Below are 18475 nucleotides of genomic sequence, written 5' to 3' on the forward strand. Positions count from 1 at the left end.
CGGACTCCCCAACCGCGCACAGGTTTTCAGCCCGCTGCGCGACCCTGCTTCCAGTAGCCGGTGAAGTTCACATGAGACTTCGGGACGTGCTTGTCGTTGACGAGGAAGCGGCGCATCCCCTTCGCGAGTTCGCTTTCCCCTGCGATGAACGCGTAGCACTGGCCGTCGGGAAGTGTTGCGGTGCGGACGGTTTCGGCGACGAGCGCACCCGGCTTCGCGTCGTGATCGGTCCGCACGACCCAGTGGATGTTCGCACCTTCGGGGGCGTCGAACGTCTGCTTGTCGTCGGCGTCGGGGATCTCGATGAAGACCTCGGCGCGCAAGTCGCGCGGCGCGGAGTTCAAGATTCCGATGATGGCCGGCAGCGCGCTCTCTTCGCCGACCAGCAGCGTCCATTCCGCATCGTCGGGTGCCGCGTAGGTGATGCCCTCGTCGAGAAGCGCGACCTCGTCTCCGGGGGAGACGGCCGTGATCCACGGATAGATGATTCCGATGTCGCCATGTACCGCGAAGTCGATGTCGAGTTCCGGCGTATCGCCGAACTCGCCTTTGCCGGCTGAACGGAAATCGCGGACCGTGTAGTTGCGAACGCCCGGCCTGGAGTCCTTCGACATCAGCAGATACTGGGCGTACCAGAGGTTGCTCGCCTTGGTCGGGAGCCGCAGTTCGCTCTGGTCCTTCTTCGGGAAGAACATGCGGAACCACTGGTCGTAACCCATGGGCGTGAAGTTGTCGAGGCCCTCGCCGCCGAGCGTCAACCGAACGAAACTAGGGCTGACCTGCTTCGATGCGACGACGACCGCGCTCAGGATCTGTCGTTCTGCAGGTTTGACGTACTTTGACATGCCGGTAGGTTAGCATCACCTAACTTGCTGTGCGCGCTCGTGGTGAGCGACGCGACAGCGCCGTGAGCCGCGTCATCTGACAATCTGAACGAGTGAACCCGTCCACTGCGCAGGCCACGGTTGTCGTCGACGAACTGATTCGTGGCGGCGTCGAGGACGTCGTTCTGTGCCCGGGTTCGCGGAATGCACCGCTCGCATTCGCACTGCAGGCGGCCGACGCCGCGGGCAGGGTCCGCCTCCATATGCGTATCGACGAACGCACCGCGGGCTTTCTGGCAATCGGTCTTGCGGTCGCGAGCAGGCGACCCGTTCCGGTCGTGATGACGTCCGGAACAGCGGTCGCCAACCTCGGGCCTGCCGTACTGGAAGCCAACTACGCACGGGTGCCGCTCGTCGTCCTCAGCGCAAACCGGCCGTACGAAATGCTCGGCACCGGGGCGAATCAAACGATCGAGCAGCTCGGGCTGTTCGGGACGCAGGTTCGCGCGACGGTCAGCCTCGGCCTCGCCGAGGACGGGTTGGCGCAGAACAGTCAGTGGCGGTCCGCGGTGTGCCGGGTGCTCGCGGCGGCCCGCGGTACGCGGTCCGGGAACGCCGGACCCGTGCATTTCGACATCCCGCTGCGCGAGCCCCTCGTGCCAGATCATCATCCGCAGGCGGCGACTCCGGCCGGTCGCGCGGACGGTGCTGCGTGGACGACGACGCAGAACGCCACGCTCGACGTACCGATCGACATCGACCTCACGCCCGACACCGTCGTGATCTCCGGCCACGGCGCCGGGCATCGTCCCGAACTCGCACATCTACCGACGGTCGCCGAGCCGACGGCACCCCTGCACGGTCCGGCGTTGCATCCGCTGTGCCTGCCCCTGCTCGAACCGCGCCAAGCGATCATCACCGGACGCCCCACGCTGCACCGCCCGGTTGCAAAGCTGCTCGCGGACCCTGCCGTTGCCGTATTCGCGTTGACGACCGGGCCGCGGTGGCCCGATGTTTCGGGCAACGTGGTCGGCACCGGGACTCGCGCGGTCGTATCGGGAGCGCCCCGCGATGCCTGGCTCGCGCGCTGTGAGAAATTGACCAAAGGTGCCGATTCCGCTGTGCGCGAACAGCTTTCGCTGCATCCGAAGCCGACCGGACTGCATGTCGCCGCAGTCGTCACCGATGCACTGCGGCCCGGCGACCAGTTGCTGCTCGGCGCGTCGAATCCGGTCCGCGACGCCGCGCTCGTGAGTTATCCGAAAGCCGATGTGCGGGTTCTGTCGAATCGCGGAGTCGCGGGAATCGACGGGACCGTCTCGACCGCCGTCGGCGCGGCACTCAAGCACGATGGCCGCACGATTTCGCTGATCGGCGACCTCACCTTCCTGCACGACGCTTCGGGCCTGCTCATGGGTTCGGGAGAGCCGCGCCCCGAGGACCTCACGATCGTCGTCGCCAACGACGACGGCGGCGGCATCTTCGAACTGCTAGAGCAGGGCGACCCGCAATACGCGGGGGTGTTCGAGCGCGTCTTCGGCACACCGCACGGCATGGACCTCGCCGCGCTGTGCGGCGCCTACCGGATTCCGCATCGCTGCGTGGATCTCGACGGCCTGGCAGCGGCATTGGCCGCCCCGAACCACGGGGTCCGGGTCCTCGAGGTCACAACCGAGCGGTCGGGGCTGCGTGAGCTTCACGCAGCCGTCCGTGCGCGGCTGTGACTCGTCCGTGCGCGGCTAAGACGGGTCCGTGCGCGGCTATGACTCGGACTGCTGGCTGATCCACTTTTCGACGTAGTCGCGCTTGCCGTTGAAGCCGCGCTTGATCATGTTCTCCACCATCGACTCGAGCATGCCGCCGATGATCCGCACCTTGACCTCGGTCAGGCCCGCGACCTCGAGGATCGAACCCTCGCCTTCGGGGCGCAGGAGCATCGTGCCCTCGATGCGGCCGCTCATGTTCGTCGACCCGCCGTCGAATGTGCCCTTCGCGCGCTCGCCGTCGAAGGGTGACCAGCGATCGGTATGGGTCAGAACGAGGTCGCCCTTCATGGCTTTGCGGACCGGTCCGGGGAGCGCAGCGCGGCCGACATGCTCGACCATCGCGACCGTCAACGTGCCCGGTCCGTCCGACGATGTCTCGACGGAAGCGTTCTCCGCGCCTTCGAAGATGGAGTGCCAGAACCGATCGGTCGTCAACGCCTCGTGAACGACCGCCGGGGGTGAGGGATACGACACAGTGAACTCGAACGATCTGGACATGTTGGGTGACGGTACCCGAGTGATCGCGGACCGGCGCAGCAGCAACGGTAGCCTTCGTTCGTGACCACCCGACGTGAAACCGCCTTGCGCCGGATTCGCGTCGGTATCTATGCGACCGCGATCAGCGTGTCGATCCTTGCCGTGCTTCTGGTGTTCGCGGCGTGGCGAAACGACCACACCATCACTGCAGACAAGGGCGTGGTGACCGCTGAAGTGCTGTCGTCCGGCCGGTTGCGGTCTGCGGTGAGCTTCGTGACCCCGGATGGGCGGACCCGGACGCCGAAGCTCGGCGTGCTGTACCCCGGCAACCTCACAGTCGGGCAGCACATCGACGTCGAATACGCCAAGAGCGACCCCGATCTGGTCCGTGTGTCGGGTCGCGATGCGAGTGTCGCTCTCGTCCCGGTGGGCTCGGTGATCGTGATCGTATGGCTCATCGCGCTGCCCTCACTTGCGGTCGTCCGGCGCATGCGCCGCGAGTCCGAATCGCTTGTCTGAACTTCAGCGCTTGTCTGAACTTCAGCGTTCGTCTGAACTTCGCCTGGGCGTCACGCCGTCGTGGCCGACTCGCGGAGCAGCCCCGAAACACTGAGCTCATGCGAGTAGCCATAGTCGCAGAATCCTTTCTGCCGAACATGAACGGTGTTACCAACTCCGTCCTCCGCGTGCTCGACCACTTCAAGAAGAACGGTCACCAGGCCTTGGTGGTGGCGCCGGACACGATCCGCGGCGTCGCCCCCGCGGCAACCGAATACGACGGTTTCCCGGTCTTCCGTGTGCCCGCGGTGATGGTCCCGAAGGTGAGTTCGTTGCCGGTGGGACTGCCGCAGCCTCGGATAACGTCGGTTCTGCGCGACTTCGACCCGGACGTCGTCCACCTCGCGTCGCCGTTCCTGCTGGGTGCGGGCGGTCTCGGCGCGGCCCTGCGCTTGGACATTCCGGCCGTCGCGATCTACCAGACCGACGTAGCGGGCTTCGCCAAGAGCTACGGACTCGGTCTCACGAGCCGCGCTGCATGGGCCTGGACCGCTCGGATCCACCGGCGCTCGGCACGGACGCTTGCGCCGTCCACTGCAGCGGTCGAGGACCTCGTCCGGCACGACATCCCGCGCGTGCACCGGTGGAGCCGGGGCTGCGACATCGAACGGTTTGCGCCGAGTGCCCGTCGCGAAGAGCTGCGAGCATCCTGGGGTGCGGGCAACAAGCTGATCGTCGGCTTCGTGGGCCGGCTGGCTCCGGAAAAGCACGTCGAGCGCCTGGCGTCGCTCGCGGGTAATCCGAACATTCAGCTGGTCATCGTGGGTGACGGGCCGGACCGGCCCGCGTTGGAAAAGCTTCTTCCCGGCGCGGTTTTCATGGGTCAATTGGGCGGATCCGCGCTGGCACAGGCCTATGCGAGCCTGGACGTCTTCGTCCACCCCGGTGAGCACGAGACGTTCTGCCAGGCGGTCCAGGAAGCGCTGGCGAGCGGCGTTCCGGTGATCGGTCCGGACGCAGGCGGCCCACGCGACCTCATCTCTCATTGCCGCAACGGCTACCTGCTGCCGGTGGACCGATTCGGTGAACTGCTGCCGAGTGCGGTCGCCGCCTTCGCGGACCGCACGGTCCGGGCGCGGTTCGGGGATGCCGCCCGTCGTTCGGTCCTGCAGCGGACCTGGCCCGCGATCTGCGGCGAGCTGGTCGACCACTACAGCGACGTCATCCATGGCGGTCACGCAACGGCCTTGTCGGTGACCGCGTAACCTCGCCGGGTACCGTCGGAGCGTGGCTAAAAACTCCGGTTCGCGGGCGTCGCTCGAGAAGGACCCGCACGATGTAGCGGCGATGTTCGACGGCGTGGCCCGTCGCTACGACATCACCAATACCGTGATCTCGCTCGGGCAGGACAAGATCTGGCGCCGTGCAACGCGAAAAGCGCTGGCGCCCAAGGCGGGTGAGCGGGTGCTCGACCTTGCGGCCGGAACCGGTGTCTCGACGGTCGAGCTGGAGAAGTCCGGAGCCTGGTGTGTCGCAGCGGATTTCTCGCTGGGCATGCTCAAGGCGGGCCTCTCGCGCAACGTTCCGATGGTCGCAGGCGATGCGATGCATCTACCCTTCGCCGACCAGGTCTTCGACGCTGCGACGATCTCGTTCGGACTGCGCAATGTGTCGGATTTCGATGCGGGCCTTCGCGAGATCGCACGCGTCACGCGCCCGGGCGGGCGGCTTGTCGTATGCGAATTCTCGACACCGGTGTTCAAGCCGATGCGCATCGCGTACATGGAGTACCTGATGAAGGCGCTGCCACGGGTCGCGCGGTCGGTCAGCAGCAACCCGGACGCGTATGTCTATCTCGCGGAGTCGATTCGCGCCTGGCCGGCCCAGTTCGAGCTGGCCAAGCGCATCGAGGCAGCTGGCTGGCGGGACGTGACGGTCCGCAACCTCAGCGGCGGAATCGTCGCGCTCCACAGCGCCGTACGGGTCTAGTGCCGTACGGGTCCGGCTACTTGAAGTCGTCGGGTGAGTACGGCTTGTTCTCGACGATGACCAGCCAGTTGCCCGAGTTGTCGCGGATGATCGCCTCGACGCCGTAGGGTCGATCCGACGGTTCCTGAACGAACTCGACTCCCTTCGCGCTGAGTTCCTCGAAGGTTTTGCGACAGTCGTCGGTACGCAATCCGAGGCCGCCCATCGACCCGTTCGCGAGCGAACGCCGGACCGCCTCGGCCATTTCCTCGCTCATCGGCGGACCCGGAATCATCAGTGTAACTTCGAGTTCCGGATGATCGGGCTGTGCAACCGTGACCCAGCGGAAGCCCTCACCCATCGAGACATCCGCTCGCTCGACGAAGCCGAGCTTGTCGATGTAGTACTTCTTTGCCTCGTCCTGGTCGGTGACGTAGACGGTGACTAGCGAGACGTTTGTGATCATGCGACCAACCTATTGCGTCTCGGTGCCGCCTGGCTTCTCCGAAATTGCTCTGTTGCGCGCCGTGTCGCTGAGGCCGTGCATGAAGACGTAGCAACCCGGAATGTGCGGCGCACCGGCGGCGAACTTTGCCTGATATGCAGTCGGCGACACCCCGACGAGCTGGCGAAACTTGCTGCTGAAGGACCCCAGACTGCTATACCCGACAAGGTCGCAGATCTCGGTCACCGTCAGGTTCGTGGCACGCAACAGGTCCTGAGCGCGTTCGATCCGCCGCTCGGCGAGATACGCGGCAGGAGTCTTCCCATAGGTGGCTGCGAAGCAGCGCAGGAAGTGGTACTTGGAAACGCCTGCGGCAGAAGCGAGTTCGTCGAGGTCCAACGGGTCGGCGTAGCGCCGGTCGGCGAGGTCGCGTGCTCGTCGCAGATGGGGGAGAAGCTCGAGCGGGACCTGCCGCGGACGAGTCACGCGAAAGGTTGCCGACGATCCAGCCGCAGCGACGCCCGACCCGAACCGCGCCACGCACGCGCGGTCATGTCTTCGTCCTCTTCGGTGACCAGATTGCCCATGACGCGAATTGCAATGCGCATCAGGGCTTTCGACCGCAGTACAGGAGGTCCGCCGGCGCGGACCGTGCCAGGCACGGTCGCAAGGCCCGCCAGCCGTCGCGCGATCGAGAACGCGCGACCGTAACGATCACGAAGCAGTGCCGGCCAAATATGTGTGAGGTCCGGCTCGTCGAGGAGGTCGACGACGAGGCGGCCACCTTCGAGTCCATAGTCGATGCCCTCGCCGTTGAGCGGGTTCACGCAGCCCGCGGCGTCACCGATCAGCGCCCAGTTCGGACCCGCGACACCGGACACCGATCCGCCCATCGGCAGCAAGGCCGAGGACACCGCGCGAATCGGACCCTCGAACTGCCACTCTTCGCGGCGGTTCGCCGCATACAGCTCGAGCAGCGGTCGCAGCGCTACGTTCGCGGGTCGTTTCACCGTCGCCAGCGAGCCGACGCCGATGTTCACCTCGCCGGTCGAGAGGGGAAACACCCAGCCGTAGCCGGGCTGCAGCTTGCCGGTCGAGTCGCGCAGTTCCAGGTGCGACGTGATCCACGGATCGTCACTTCGACCCGACGTCACGTATGCACGAGCGGCGACGCCGTAGGCAGTTTCGCGATGCCAGGTGCGGCCGAGTTCCTTGCCGAGGGTCGACCGGACGCCGTCGGCAACGATCAACCTGTTGCAGTCGATCGACTCGATACCGTGTGCGGTTTTGACGGTCACCGCCGACACCTTGCCGCCGTCCTTCGTGACGCCGACGGCCTTCGCGCCCTCGACCATGCGCGCACCGGATTCGACGGCGGTGCGGCGCAGGCGGTCGTCGAGTTCGGTTCTGGGAACGGCACTTCCGACCGAAGGCAGCGAACCGCCCGGCCACGGCAACTCGACCTCGCGGCCGAATCCGGCGAGCCGCAAACCCTTGTTGACCGCGCGCTCGCGGACCCAGTCACCGAGGCCGAGATGATCCAGTTCCGCGATCGCGCGCGGGGTAAGTCCATCGCCACACGTCTTGTCCCGCGGGAACGTCGCAGCATCCAGCAAAATCACGTCCCGCCCCGACCTGGCAGCCCACGCTGCCGCAGCCGACCCCGCAGGTCCGGCACCGACGACGAGGACGTCCGTCGCTTTCGGCGTCGGCGGACTGTCGGCGGGGGGAACGTGGCGCATGGGTCAAGGTTAGAGGGTGGGTGTGATATTCGACCGGATCGGCCGTCGTTGTAACGACCGACCGCGCCTCCCCACGCCCCTACCGCTAGGTTGATTACCCAAGGGCGCGTGCCGTCACCACAAGTAAGGAATGAGCACCAGGATTGTGAGCGTAGAGAACACGGTCGTCGCAGGCGTCGACCTTCTCGACGTCGAGCTGGCCGCCAAGGTTCAGGACGGCCTCGACCGCGTCGAGAAGTTGCTCGTCAGCGAGCTGTCCGACGGGGAGGATTTTCTGACCGAAGCTGCTCTGCACCTGACTCGCGCAGGTGGGAAGCGGTTCCGGCCATTGTTCACGATTCTTACCGCCCAACTGGGACCGAAGCCTTACGACCCGGGCATCGTGACCGCCGCGACGGTCGTCGAGCTGGTCCACCTGGCGACGCTCTACCACGACGACGTCATGGACGAGGCGCCGATGCGCCGCGGAGCGCCGAGCGCCAACGCGCGGTGGGGCAACAACGTCGCGATTCTGGCGGGCGACTACCTGTTCGCCCACGCGTCGCGGCTCGTGTCCACCCTCGGGCCCGAAGCGGTCCGGATCATCGCGGAGACGTTTGCCGAACTCGTCACCGGTCAGATGCGCGAAACCATCGGCGTCAAAGAGATGCAGGATCCGGTCGAGCACTACCTGCGGGTCGTGTGGGAGAAGACCGGTTCGCTCATCGCCGCGTCGGGCCGGTTCGGTGGCACGTTCTCGGGCGCGGGCGTCGAACACATCGCGCGTCTCGAGCGACTCGGTGACGCCGTCGGAACCGCGTTTCAGATTTCGGACGACATCATCGACATCGCGTCCGTGTCCGAGCAGTCGGGCAAGACTCCCGGCACGGACCTGCGCGAGGGCGTGCACACGCTCCCGGTTCTGTTCGCGTTGCGTGAGGAAGGTTCCGAGGGCGACCGCCTGCGGCAGCTTCTCTCCGGACCCGTCGAAACCGACGAGGACCTCGACGAAGCGCTCGACCTGCTGCGCAAATCCCGCGGCATGGTGCTCGCGAAGGAGAAGCTGTCCGGCTACGCCGATCTGGCGCGCGCCGAACTCGCGCTGCTGCCGCAGTGCCCGGGGAACGAGGCGCTCAAACGTCTCGTCGACTACACGATCGAACGGGTCGGCTGAACCGACCTCGCGAGTATCGTTTTGGCAGTCCGGGAACTGTCCGACCCGGCGACTTCGTTGACTGGTGCGGGGGCTGGCGAAGAGAAGAGGCACCGTGGCTGGCTATGCAAACGGCCTGAAGACGTTCGCGCTGCTGGTTGGCATGTCCGCACTGATCGTGTTTGCCGGTGCGATGTTCCGCAGTCCGACGATTCTGCTGATCGCGATCGTTTTCGCGGTCGGCATGAACGCGTATGTGTACTTCAACAGCGACAAGCTGGCGTTGCGCGCAATGCGTGCCCAGCCGGTCACGGAGGTCGAGGCGCCGGTCATGTACCGGATCGTCCGGGAGCTCGCCAACATCGCCCGCCAGCCGATGCCGCGGCTCTACATCAGCCCGACCAACGCGCCCAACGCGTTCGCCACCGGTAGGAGTCCTCGGCACGCCGCCGTGTGCTGTACAAGCGGCATTCTGCAGATACTCGACGAGCGCGAACTACGCGCAGTCCTCGGGCACGAGCTCTCCCACGTCTACAACCGCGACATCCTCATTTCGTCGGTTGCCGGCGCCCTGGCTGCCGTGATTTCGGGTCTCGCAAACTTCGCGATGTTCGCGTCGGTCTTCGGCGGGCGTGGCAACGGCGGCCAGAACTTTCTCGGGATCATGCTCGTCTCGTTGCTCGGCCCGATCGCGGCCACGGTCGTCAAACTCGCGGTCTCACGGTCCCGCGAATACCAGGCGGATCAGTCAGGCGCCGAGCTCACGGGCGATCCGCTCGCCCTGGCGTCTGCACTGCGCAAGCTCGAACAGGGTGTGGCGGCCGCTCCGCTGCCCCCAGAGCCGCGCTTGGCCGCTCAGTCGCACCTGATGATCGCAAACCCGTTCCGTGGCGGTGAGCGGGTCGCGCGCCTGTTCTCGACCCACCCGCCCATGGCAGACCGCATTCAGCGTCTCGAAGCCATGGCACGGGGCGGTCACGACCACTGATCCGCTGGCGGCGCGCGCCGCGCGCGGTTTTGTTTCGCGCTCGCCCAATTGTGCGAGCGGGGCACAAAACCGAGAGCGTGGCGATGCCTGGGCGGCAATCAGCGATAGTTCACGAACTGCAGCGCAATCCCGAAGTCTTCGCCTTTGAGGAGCGAGATGACGGCCTGGAGGTCATCGCGCTTCTTGCTGCTGACGCGTAGTTCCTCACCCTGGATCTGTGCCTTGACGCCTTTGGGGCCTTCGTCGCGGATCTTCTTGGAGATCTTCTTCGCGTTCTCCGTGGTGATGCCCTGGACGAGGCTCCCGGTGATCTTGTAAATCTTGCCGGATTGCTGGGGTTCGCCGGCGTCGAAGGCTTTGAGCGAGATGTCGCGACGGATCAGTTTCTCTTTGAAGACGTCGAGCGCTGCCTTGACCCGCTCCTCGGCTTCGGCTGTGAGCACTATCGCTTCTTCGCCCGACCACTCGATGGTCGCGCCGGTCCCGCGGAAGTCGTAGCGGGTGGACAGTTCCTTGGATGCCTGATGCAGCGCATTGTCCACCTCCTGGCGGTCGACTTTGCTGACGACGTCGAATGACGAATCGGCCACTTCACGCTCCTCGAGTTGTGTCGGTAACAGCTGCTTTGCCGCAACGCTATCGGTTGATTCAGGCCAGCTGCCACCCGGTTTGGCAAACGGGTGATGGTTCGTTGTATTCTGCTCTGCGCGCGGAAAACGTCGGACGCAGGTCTGGCAAGCGTGCACGGCAGATTGCCCGAGCGGCCAATGGGAGCGGACTGTAAATCCGTCGGCTTATGCCTACGTAGGTTCGAATCCTACATCTGCCACACCAAACAAAATGCTCCGTGAACTGCGTTGACGCGGTTCACGGAGCATTTTGCTTGCCGGGGTTGTCAGCTCGGACGTGAACGCCTTCCGAAACCGCTGTGAACACACGGTTTGGTGCGCGGCGCCGGAACTGTGTAACCTCTTGAAGGCTTCGCCGCACCTCGGAGAGCCGGGTAAGATTGGACCTTCTGTGGTGCGGTTGTCGTCATGCCCCCTTAGCTCAGTCGGCAGAGCGTTTCCATGGTAAGGAAAAGGTCAACGGTTCGATTCCGTTAGGGGGCTCGCTGGATTGAGGTGTTGTGCCTCGGCATAACACCCGAGACCAAGGCGGTGTAGCTCAGTCGGTAGAGCAAACGACTCATAATCGTTGTGTCGCCGGTTCAAGTCCGGCCATCGCTACAAAGACAAGGCAAGACTGATCGGCGCCCCGATCAGCCTGATCGGAACGATCAGAACCGAACCTGAAAGAAGGCAGACCGTGGCCGCGAAGTCCACCGATGTCCGGCCCAAGATCACCTTGGCCTGTGTGGAGTGCAAGCACCGCAATTACATCACCAAGAAGAATCGTCGTAACGACCCCGACCGTCTCGAGCTGAAGAAATTCTGCCCGAACTGCGGAACTCACCGGGCACACCGCGAATCTCGCTAGGTTCACCTCGTCGGACAGTCCGTACGTGGGGTTACCGACATGCCCTACCGCGTGGCGTCCTGGGCAGATAGGTAGATTCTTCACGTGACTAACATCGAGGTTTCAGACGACCTTGACGCCGAACCGTTCGATGCGGCCGCTCACGCGGAAGCGATGGTCGGCCATCATTATCGCGTCGACGACTATTACGAGGTCGGGCGTGAGAAGGTCCGTGAGTACGCTCGCGCGGTCCAGGACTACCACCCTGTCCACTGGGATGAGAACGTCGCGGAGGAGTTCGGGTACGACGGGCTCCTCGCGCCGCTCACGTTTATCTCGCTGGTGGGCATTCTGGCGCAGGATCGGTTGTTCAAGACCGTCGTGACGGGTTACGACCCAAGCCAGATCATGCAGACCGATCAGGTCCTGGAGTTCCACAAGCCGATCAAGGTCGGCGACCAGCTCGTCTGCGACGTGTACCTGGATTCGTTCCGGCGTGCGCCACGTGGCGCCGACATCATCGTGACGAAGAACATCGTCACCGATCAGAACGACGAGCTCGTGCAGACCACGTGGACGACTTTGGTCGGCCGCAGTGGTGCCGAGATCGACGAGAACATCGATCACGCAGTCAAAGACGTGATCATGCACGGCCTCCATGAGGAATCGCCGAAGCATTTTCCGAGCCAGCGGTTGGTCGTCAACAAGCCGGTCGACGCGATCGCTCCGGAGCCGCTGCCCCGCAGCAAGTTCGCTGTGAGCTTCGATTCGGTGGCCGTCGGCGACGAACTTCCGCCTCGTGTGGTGCGCCTGACTCGCGGTGACCTGGTCAACTATGCCGGCGTTTCCGGCGATGCCAATCCGATCCACTGGAGCGATAGCGTCTCCGAGCTGGTCGGCCTGGACAACGTCGTTGCACACGGCATGCTGACGATGGGCTTGGGCGCGGGTTTGATCACGTCCTGGCTCGGTGATCCAGGTGCGGTCAAGGATTACAGCGTCCGCTTCACCAGCCCGGTTTACGTCGATCCGCACAAGGCTGCGGAGATCGAATACACGGGCAAGATCAAGTCGATCGACGAGGAAACCCGCACGGCAGTCGTCGCGATGACGGCGAAGTTCGAGGGTAAGCGAATCTTCGGTCGTGCGACGGCGACGGTGCAGCTTGCCTGACCGGCGATTTCAGTCGGGCGACGGCAGTAACGTACACTGAGATTTCTGGGTTTACTCAGCGCTGCGCGCTGCCCTTCGGAGGGTGGCGCGCAAGTTATGTGGAACCCAGGCGGCCGGATACGGGCTATGCGAGTCAGTCCATTTCCGGCCAGAGGGGCGTAGCTCAACTGGCAGAGCAGCGGTCTCCAAAACCGCAGGTTGCAGGTTCAAGTCCTGTCGCCCCTGCCCCCGGATGTAGCGACTGAGAGGATCGACGGTGAGCGACGAGCGCAAGTTGCGCGACGGCGGCGACACGGAGGAGACCACCTCCGACGCTGAGCCGACTGCGGCTGACGCGACCGAGCAGACCGAAGGCTCGGAGAGTCGGCCCAGTGGCAAGCGGTCGAATCGACGAACTCGTGCGACCTCGACTGCCACCGCGAGCGCAGCCGCCACAACCAGAGGAACCCGTGGTTCGGGGCGGACCGCTGTTGCTGATCGGCAGAAGCCGGACAACATCTTCAAGCGTCTGAGAAAATTCTTACGCGAGGTCATTGCCGAACTTCGCAAGGTGATCTGGCCGAACCGCAAGCAGATGATCACCTACACGAGCGTTGTGCTGGTGTTCGTGGTTTTCATGGTGGCCTTCATCAGCGGTTTGGATGTGGCGTTCATCAAGGGCGTCAGCTGGCTGTTCGGCTAGACAGAAGCGGAGCCAGCATCGAGATTGCTGCCGGCGCCCAGAGATGAACGTGACGATTAAGGAAGCGAGTGCCCAAGTGAGCACCCCGGAGAACGGCGTAACACAGCAGGAAGACGACGAGGCTTTGTTCGTCGACGACCAGGCCGCCGACGCAGCTGTTGACGAGCAGGTTGTCGACGAGGCTGACCAGGGAACCGAGGCCGTCGCTGATCCCGAAGACGCGGCTGATCCCGAAGACGCGGCTGACCCCGAAGCTACGGCCGAGCCCGAAGAGCCGGCCGACCCCGTTGCCGAGATGAAGGCTGCGCTGCGGCGCGCCCCCGGCGACTGGTACGTCATCCACTCGTATGCGGGTTACGAGAACAAGGTCAAGGCAAACCTCGAGACTCGTGTGCAGAACCTCGACGTCGGCGACTACATCTTCCAGGTCGAGGTTCCGACCGAAGAGGTCACCGAGATCAAGAACGGCCAGCGCAAGCAGGTGAACCGCAAGGTTCTGCCCGGCTACATCCTGGTGCGAATGGACCTCAACGACGAGTCCTGGGGCGCGGTGCGCAACACGCCGGGCGTCACCGGCTTCGTCGGCGCCACGTCGCGCCCGTCGCCGTTGTCGATCAACGACGTCGTCAAGTTCCTGATGCCGCAGGGTACGCAGCAGAAGAAGGCCGCTGCCACCGCTGGTTCCGGCGCGGAATCGACGACTGCCACCGCGACCAAGTCGGTCATCGAAGTCGACTTCGAGGTCGGCGAGTCGGTCACGGTCATGGACGGTCCGTTCGCCACGTTGCCGGCGAGCATCAGCGAGGTCAACGCCGAGCAGCAGAAGCTCAAGGTCCTCGTATCGATCTTCGGCCGCGAAACGCCGGTCGAGTTGGGCTTCACGCAGGTCGCGAAGATCTGAGCCCGACAAACAGAAGACTTGCACTCCACGAGCGCAAGACACGGAGCTAGACACCCAGTAACAAGGAACAAGACAGATGCCCCCCAAGAAGAAAAAGAAGCTCGCCGGGATCATCAAGCTTCAGATCCAGGCCGGCATGGCGAACCCAGCTCCTCCGGTGGGTCCCGCGCTCGGTCAGCACGGCGTCAACATCATGGAGTTCTGCAAGGCGTACAACGCAGCGACCGAGTCGCAGCGTGGCAACGTCGTGCCGGTCGAGATCTCGGTCTACGAAGACCGGACCTTCGATTTCAAGCTCAAGACTCCGCCTGCCGCCAAGCTGCTGCTGAAGGCAGCCGGTGTGCAGAAGGGTTCGGGAGAGCCGCACAAGACCAAGGTCGCCAAGGTGACCATGGACCAGGTGCGCGAAATCGCGAAGACCAAGGCTGAAGACCTCAACTCGAACGACATCGAAGCGGCCGCCAAGATCATTGCCGGCACGGCCCGCTCCATGGGAATCACCGTCGTCGACGCGTAAGTAAAGAAAAGCAACACCGTGGGAGAGCCGGCCAGGCTCGTCAACCACGACTGACCAATCAGATAGAGGCAGGACAACATGGCAAAACGAAGCAAGGCTTATACAGAGGCGGCCGCGAAGGTCGACCACGACAACCTCTACGCACCCTTGGCGGCTGCGCGGCTGGCGAAGGAAACGTCCTCCACGAAGATGGACGCGACTGTCGAGGTCGCGATGCGACTCGGCGTCGATCCCCGCAAGGCGGACCAGATGGTTCGCGGCACCGTCAACCTGCCGCACGGCACGGGTAAGACGGCGCGCGTGATCGTGTTCGCCGCCGGCGAGAAGGCCGCTGAGGCCGAGGCAGCCGGTGCGGACGAGGTCGGCGCCGAGGAACTCATCGCGAAGATTCAGGGTGGCTGGCTCGAGTTCGACGCCGCGATCGCTACTCCGGATCAGATGGCCAAGGTCGGCCGTATCGCCCGTGTCCTCGGTCCGCGTGGTTTGATGCCGAACCCGAAGACCGGCACGGTCACCACCGATGTCACGAAGGCTGTCAACGACATCAAGGGCGGAAAGATCAACTTCCGCGTCGACAAGCAGGCCAACCTGCACTTCGTCATCGGCAAGGCTTCGTTCGACGCTGCGAAGCTGGTCGAGAACTACGGTGCCGCGCTGGACGAGGTCCTGCGTGCGAAGCCGACGACCGCCAAGGGCCGCTACGTCAAGAAGGTCACGATCTCGACGACCACCGGACCGGGCATCCCGGTGGACCCGAACCGGGTTCGCAACCTCCTGGACGAAGCTGCGGAGTAACCAGCTCGTCTGAAACGACTCGAAAGCGGCCCGTACGGATCTCCGTACCGGCCGCTTTCGTATGTCCGCGGCAGGGTCGTCGGCCCAGTACTGTGCTGCCATGGGTCTATTCGAGATTGCGACTTTTCCGGTGCGCGCTCTGGTCGCTTTCGGGGAAGCAAGTATCGGTGTCGCGAAGTTGGTCAGCCCGGAAGGACCCGTCCGCCTCGCTGGAAAACTGTCGGATCTCACCGCAGAGGATCGGCCGCTCGGTAAAGCCCTCGCACCCGGTGGTGTCGTGGACCGAGTACTGGAGGAAGACGGCGTCGTCGCTCGGCTGACCGCGCCTGGTGGGCCGTTGGATCGGCTGATGGAGCCCGGCGGCGCTATCGACAGAATTACGGCACCCGGTGGTCCGATGGATCGGTTCCTCGCGCGCGAGGGTGCGATCGACCGGATTCTCGAAGAGGGTGGAATCCTTGATCGGCTCTTGGCCGAGGAGGGGTTGGTCGAGCAACTGGTCGAGCAGGGCGGCATCATCGACCGGCTCGCTGAAGCATTGGAACAGATTTCCAAGATCGGTCCGCTGATCGAGTCGCTGGACCGGCCGATCCGTGCGGTCGACGAGTCGGCCCAGGTCCTGCAGCTGGCTGTCGAACCACTGCGCGATTTCGCCGGCCGCATCCCCGGGTTTGCGCGGCGTGCGACGACCACGACACCGCGGACCGTGAAAAGTGAGCGCAGCGACGTCACCCTCGAGGCCGAGGTGATCGACGTCGAGGACGGTTCGCCGAACTAGCCGCGCGCGCGGACGAAGTTCTCGGTCAGGACGGCTGCGAGGCGTGCGTGCAGCTGCGGGGGCAGGTCGTGGCCCATGCCGTCGATGATGTGCAACTTCGCGCCGGGAATCGCCTTCGCCACCGCCTTTCCGCCGGCGGGCCTGATCAGCGGGTCGGCGGACCCGTGCACGACGACCGTCGGCCTGTCGATGCGCTTCGTGTATTCCAGCAGGCTGCCGGTACCGGTCACGGCGGCGAATTGGCGCACGATGCCCGCGGGGTAGTAGCTGCGGTCGTAGTCGCGCTCGGCGTTGGCGCGCAGCGCGGCGTCCGACTGGCGGTACTTGGGGCTGGCGAGAGTCTTTCGCGCCCGCACGGCGACATCGATGGCGGCGGCGCGACTGGAATCTTTGGGACCGGTGATGAGGGACTGCAGGGCAGCGAACGCCGGTGGCGGCAGGAAAGCCTGATTCGTCGTCGAGAAGATGATGCCGAGCGTGCGGACACGCTCGGGATACTTGGCCGCGAAGATCTGTGCGATCATGCCGCCCATCGATGCGCCCACGACGTGCGCGGATTCGATTCCGAGCTCGTCGAGGAGACCCCGGGTGTCGTCGGCCAGATCGGGCAGCGTGTACGGAACCGCGGACGGCTTGCCTATCGCCGACCGTCCCATGCGCAGCCACATGTTGCCGTCGACGCGGGCTCCGCTCATCTTGGTCGAAAGCCCGATGTCCCGATTGTCGAAGCGAATGACCCGGAACCCTTGTGCGGCAAGCAGTTCGCAGAACTCAGCGGGCCACTGGGTGAGTTGCGAGGCGAGCCCCATGATGAGCAGAATCGGTGGATCGTCGGCGTTGCCGAACTCTTCGTAGACGATCTCGAGGCCGTTCGCGGCCGCAACACCGGACCTTGCAGCTGACGTCATCGGCGCTCCCCGTATTCGTTCCGCGGCCGCGTTTTGGCAGTTCGACCTCGTATGACGTACCCTAAACGACGGCCTTCGAGTACTTCGATTGCCACCCAATCACGTTCTACCCAAGACCGTTGGTCACCGGTTCGGCTGCGCAAGCAATCGAGTCGGTTGAAGGTCCGGAAGCGTCCGGCGACCCACGCAGGTGATCGAGGTAGGGAGCGTCGACGCACTAGCGTTCGATTGTTCCTGTTACGCCCCGTGTGCCCTGCACCGGGGCGTTTTGCATTTCTGTGCCTTGCCGACCTCGGCGGTAGAACGAGGGTCCCGAGAAAGACTGACCGTACGAGAGGAGGCGAAGTATGGCAAAGGCTGAGAAGGTCACCGCGGTCGCGGAGATCGCCGAGCAGTTCAAGGGTTCGACCGCCACGGTTGTTACGGAATACCGTGGACTTTCCGTCGGCAAGTTGACCGATCTGCGACGCGCACTCGGTCCGAACGCTAGCTACTCCGTCGCCAAGAACACCCTGGTCAAGCGTGCGGCCGCTGAGGCGGGCGTCGAGGGCCTCGATGAGTTGTTCGTCGGTCCGACTGCCATTGCATTCATCAACGGCGAGCCGGTAGACGCGGCGAAGGCAATCAAGGCCTTCGCGAAGGACAACAAGGCCTTGATCATCAAGGGCGGCTACATGGACGGCCATGCGCTGTCCGTGGACGAGGTCAACAGGATCGCGGAGCTCGAATCCCGCGAGGTTCTGTTGGCGAAGCTTGCCGGCGCTATGAAGGGCAACTTGGCAAAGGCCGCTGGCCTGTTCAATGCTCCCGCATCGCAGGTGGCCCGTTTGGCTGCCGCGCTGCAGGAGAAGAAGGCAGCAGAAGAAGGCGCAGCAGGAGCGGAAGCACCTGCCGAGCCGGTGGCTGCCGAAAGCTGATCCGCATCCGGAGCGGAAACTGCGCGGCGGCACGTTCGTCGCGCAATCGATAACCAACCCCGGTCGCGGATCGTCGACAGGGAATTACAGGAAGGACCGCCACCATGGCGAAGCTCAGCAACGACGAGCTGCTCGACGCGTTCAAGGAAATGACGCTTCTCGAGCTGTCGGCGTTCGTCAAGTCGTTCGAGGAGACCTTCGAGGTCACCGCAGCTGCTCCGGTCGCCGTCGCGGCTGCCGGTGCTGCCCCGGCTGCCGCCGAGGCCGCTGAGGAGCAGGACGAGTTCGACGTCATCCTCGAGGGTGCCGGCGACAAGAAGATCCAGGTCATCAAGGTCGTCCGCGAGATCGTTTCGGGCCTCGGCCTGAAGGAAGCCAAGGACCTCGTCGAGAGCGCCCCGAAGGCGATCCTCGAGAAGGTTGCCAAGGACGCCGCAGAGGCTGCCAAGGCGAAGCTCGAAGGCGCCGGCGCCAAGGTTTCCGTCAAGTAGGAGTTTCTCTTACGA

General features: G+C 64.4%; 22 protein-coding genes and 4 tRNA genes. 19 read left to right on the forward strand and 7 right to left on the reverse strand.

Annotation, left to right across the window (positions count from 1 at the left end; all coding sequences use genetic code 11):
- Positions 1-26: 26 nt before the first annotated feature.
- Entirely contained in the window at positions 27-845 is an 819-nt protein-coding gene (locus tag JGU72_RS24880) for a siderophore-interacting protein (RefSeq protein ID WP_199686787.1), read from the reverse strand.
- A 92-nt stretch (positions 846-937) separates the two neighbouring features.
- On the opposite strand from JGU72_RS24880, the gene menD reads away from it, so the two are divergent.
- Positions 938-2548, forward strand: a complete 1611-nt coding sequence (gene menD, locus JGU72_RS24885) for a 2-succinyl-5-enolpyruvyl-6-hydroxy-3-cyclohexene-1-carboxylic-acid synthase (RefSeq protein WP_199686788.1) — start codon at positions 938-940, stop codon at positions 2546-2548.
- Positions 2549-2584: 36 nt separating this feature from the next.
- Here the strand turns inward: menD and JGU72_RS24890 are convergent, their stop codons facing one another.
- Positions 2585-3088 carry a DUF2505 domain-containing protein gene (locus tag JGU72_RS24890; RefSeq protein ID WP_199686789.1) on the reverse strand — a complete coding sequence of 168 codons (504 nt, stop codon included), beginning with the start codon at positions 3086-3088 and terminating at the stop codon, positions 2585-2587.
- A 60-nt stretch (positions 3089-3148) separates the two neighbouring features.
- Between JGU72_RS24890 and JGU72_RS24895 the strand changes: the two genes are divergently transcribed.
- The 3 genes from JGU72_RS24895 to JGU72_RS24905 all read left to right on the forward strand — a co-directional run bounded on the left by JGU72_RS24895 (position 3149) and on the right by JGU72_RS24905 (position 5554).
- Entirely contained in the window at positions 3149-3586 is a 438-nt protein-coding gene (locus JGU72_RS24895) for a DUF3592 domain-containing protein (protein WP_307828597.1), read from the forward strand.
- Positions 3587-3684: 98 nt separating this feature from the next.
- Positions 3685-4830, forward strand: a complete 1146-nt coding sequence (locus tag JGU72_RS24900; RefSeq protein ID WP_199686790.1) for a glycosyltransferase family 4 protein — start codon at positions 3685-3687, stop codon at positions 4828-4830.
- Between the two features lie 22 nt (positions 4831-4852).
- A complete protein-coding gene (locus JGU72_RS24905; RefSeq protein WP_199686791.1) occupies positions 4853-5554 on the forward strand; it encodes a demethylmenaquinone methyltransferase in 702 nt (233 codons plus the stop codon).
- 16 nt (positions 5555-5570) lie between these two features.
- On the opposite strand, the gene JGU72_RS24910 is transcribed toward JGU72_RS24905, so the two are convergent.
- From JGU72_RS24910 to JGU72_RS24920, 3 genes are read right to left on the reverse strand one after another with little or no spacing between them, the layout of a single operon-like run.
- Positions 5571-5999, reverse strand: a complete 429-nt coding sequence (locus JGU72_RS24910) for a VOC family protein (protein WP_199686792.1) — start codon at positions 5997-5999, stop codon at positions 5571-5573.
- Positions 6000-6008: 9 nt separating this feature from the next.
- Positions 6009-6464 (reverse strand): helix-turn-helix transcriptional regulator, encoded by a 456-nt coding sequence (locus tag JGU72_RS24915; RefSeq protein WP_199686793.1) that lies wholly within the window; start codon positions 6462-6464, stop codon positions 6009-6011.
- On the reverse strand, positions 6461-7720 hold the full coding sequence (locus JGU72_RS24920) for a geranylgeranyl reductase family protein (RefSeq protein WP_199686794.1): 1260 nt from the start codon (positions 7718-7720) through the stop codon (positions 6461-6463). Before JGU72_RS24920 ends, JGU72_RS24915 begins: the two co-directional genes overlap by 4 nt.
- Before the next feature lie 130 nt (positions 7721-7850).
- On the opposite strand from JGU72_RS24920, the gene JGU72_RS24925 reads away from it, so the two are divergent.
- Both JGU72_RS24925 and htpX read left to right on the forward strand, forming a co-directional pair.
- Complete coding sequence (locus tag JGU72_RS24925) at positions 7851-8873, forward strand: polyprenyl synthetase family protein (RefSeq protein WP_199686795.1); 1023 nt, start codon at positions 7851-7853, stop codon at positions 8871-8873.
- Between the two features lie 94 nt (positions 8874-8967).
- A complete protein-coding gene (htpX, locus tag JGU72_RS24930; RefSeq protein WP_199686796.1) occupies positions 8968-9840 on the forward strand; it encodes a zinc metalloprotease HtpX in 873 nt (290 codons plus the stop codon).
- A gap of 98 nt (positions 9841-9938) precedes the next feature.
- Here htpX and JGU72_RS24935 read toward each other — a convergent pair whose 3' ends face one another.
- Positions 9939-10430 carry a YajQ family cyclic di-GMP-binding protein gene (locus JGU72_RS24935; protein WP_199686797.1) on the reverse strand — a complete coding sequence of 164 codons (492 nt, stop codon included), beginning with the start codon at positions 10428-10430 and terminating at the stop codon, positions 9939-9941.
- A 156-nt stretch (positions 10431-10586) separates the two neighbouring features.
- Here JGU72_RS24935 and JGU72_RS24940 point away from each other — a divergent pair.
- The 11 genes from JGU72_RS24940 to JGU72_RS24990 all read left to right on the forward strand — a co-directional run bounded on the left by JGU72_RS24940 (position 10587) and on the right by JGU72_RS24990 (position 16144).
- Positions 10587-10669, forward strand: a tRNA-Tyr gene (locus JGU72_RS24940).
- Positions 10670-10879: 210 nt separating this feature from the next.
- Positions 10880-10952: transfer RNA gene (locus JGU72_RS24945), tRNA-Thr, on the forward strand.
- 44 nt (positions 10953-10996) lie between these two features.
- Positions 10997-11069, forward strand: a tRNA-Met gene (locus JGU72_RS24950).
- 79 nt (positions 11070-11148) lie between these two features.
- A complete protein-coding gene (gene rpmG / locus JGU72_RS31145) occupies positions 11149-11319 on the forward strand; it encodes a 50S ribosomal protein L33 (RefSeq protein WP_199686798.1) in 171 nt (56 codons plus the stop codon).
- Positions 11320-11472: 153 nt separating this feature from the next.
- On the forward strand, positions 11473-12471 hold the full coding sequence (locus tag JGU72_RS24960) for a fused (3R)-hydroxyacyl-ACP dehydratase subunits HadA/HadB (protein WP_199686911.1): 999 nt from the start codon (positions 11473-11475) through the stop codon (positions 12469-12471).
- A gap of 152 nt (positions 12472-12623) precedes the next feature.
- Positions 12624-12696 (forward strand) — tRNA-Trp (locus JGU72_RS24965).
- A gap of 31 nt (positions 12697-12727) precedes the next feature.
- Positions 12728-13153, forward strand: coding sequence for a preprotein translocase subunit SecE (secE, locus tag JGU72_RS24970; protein WP_199686799.1), 426 nt, complete (start codon positions 12728-12730; stop codon positions 13151-13153).
- 76 nt (positions 13154-13229) lie between these two features.
- Positions 13230-14054 (forward strand): transcription termination/antitermination protein NusG, encoded by an 825-nt coding sequence (gene nusG / locus JGU72_RS24975; RefSeq protein WP_199686800.1) that lies wholly within the window; start codon positions 13230-13232, stop codon positions 14052-14054.
- 76 nt (positions 14055-14130) lie between these two features.
- Positions 14131-14571, forward strand: a complete 441-nt coding sequence (gene rplK / locus JGU72_RS24980) for a 50S ribosomal protein L11 (protein ID WP_199686801.1) — start codon at positions 14131-14133, stop codon at positions 14569-14571.
- A gap of 78 nt (positions 14572-14649) precedes the next feature.
- Positions 14650-15366, forward strand: a complete 717-nt coding sequence (gene rplA, locus JGU72_RS24985) for a 50S ribosomal protein L1 (RefSeq protein ID WP_199686802.1) — start codon at positions 14650-14652, stop codon at positions 15364-15366.
- 100 nt (positions 15367-15466) lie between these two features.
- Entirely contained in the window at positions 15467-16144 is a 678-nt protein-coding gene (locus tag JGU72_RS24990) for a hypothetical protein (RefSeq protein ID WP_199686803.1), read from the forward strand.
- On the opposite strand, the gene JGU72_RS24995 is transcribed toward JGU72_RS24990, so the two are convergent.
- Positions 16141-17052, reverse strand: a complete 912-nt coding sequence (locus JGU72_RS24995) for an alpha/beta fold hydrolase (protein ID WP_199686804.1) — start codon at positions 17050-17052, stop codon at positions 16141-16143. The two genes, JGU72_RS24990 and JGU72_RS24995, sit on opposite strands and share 4 nt — an antisense overlap.
- Positions 17053-17399: 347 nt before the next feature.
- On the opposite strand from JGU72_RS24995, the gene rplJ reads away from it, so the two are divergent.
- Complete coding sequence (gene rplJ, locus JGU72_RS25000; RefSeq protein WP_199686805.1) at positions 17400-17969, forward strand: 50S ribosomal protein L10; 570 nt, start codon at positions 17400-17402, stop codon at positions 17967-17969.
- A gap of 104 nt (positions 17970-18073) precedes the next feature.
- Positions 18074-18460, forward strand: coding sequence for a 50S ribosomal protein L7/L12 (gene rplL, locus JGU72_RS25005; protein WP_199686806.1), 387 nt, complete (start codon positions 18074-18076; stop codon positions 18458-18460).
- Positions 18461-18475: the final 15 nt, after the last annotated feature.

Origin of the sequence: Antrihabitans auranticaus, from assembly GCF_016481275.1 — a bacterium.
GTDB lineage: Bacteria > Actinomycetota > Actinomycetes > Mycobacteriales > Mycobacteriaceae > Antrihabitans.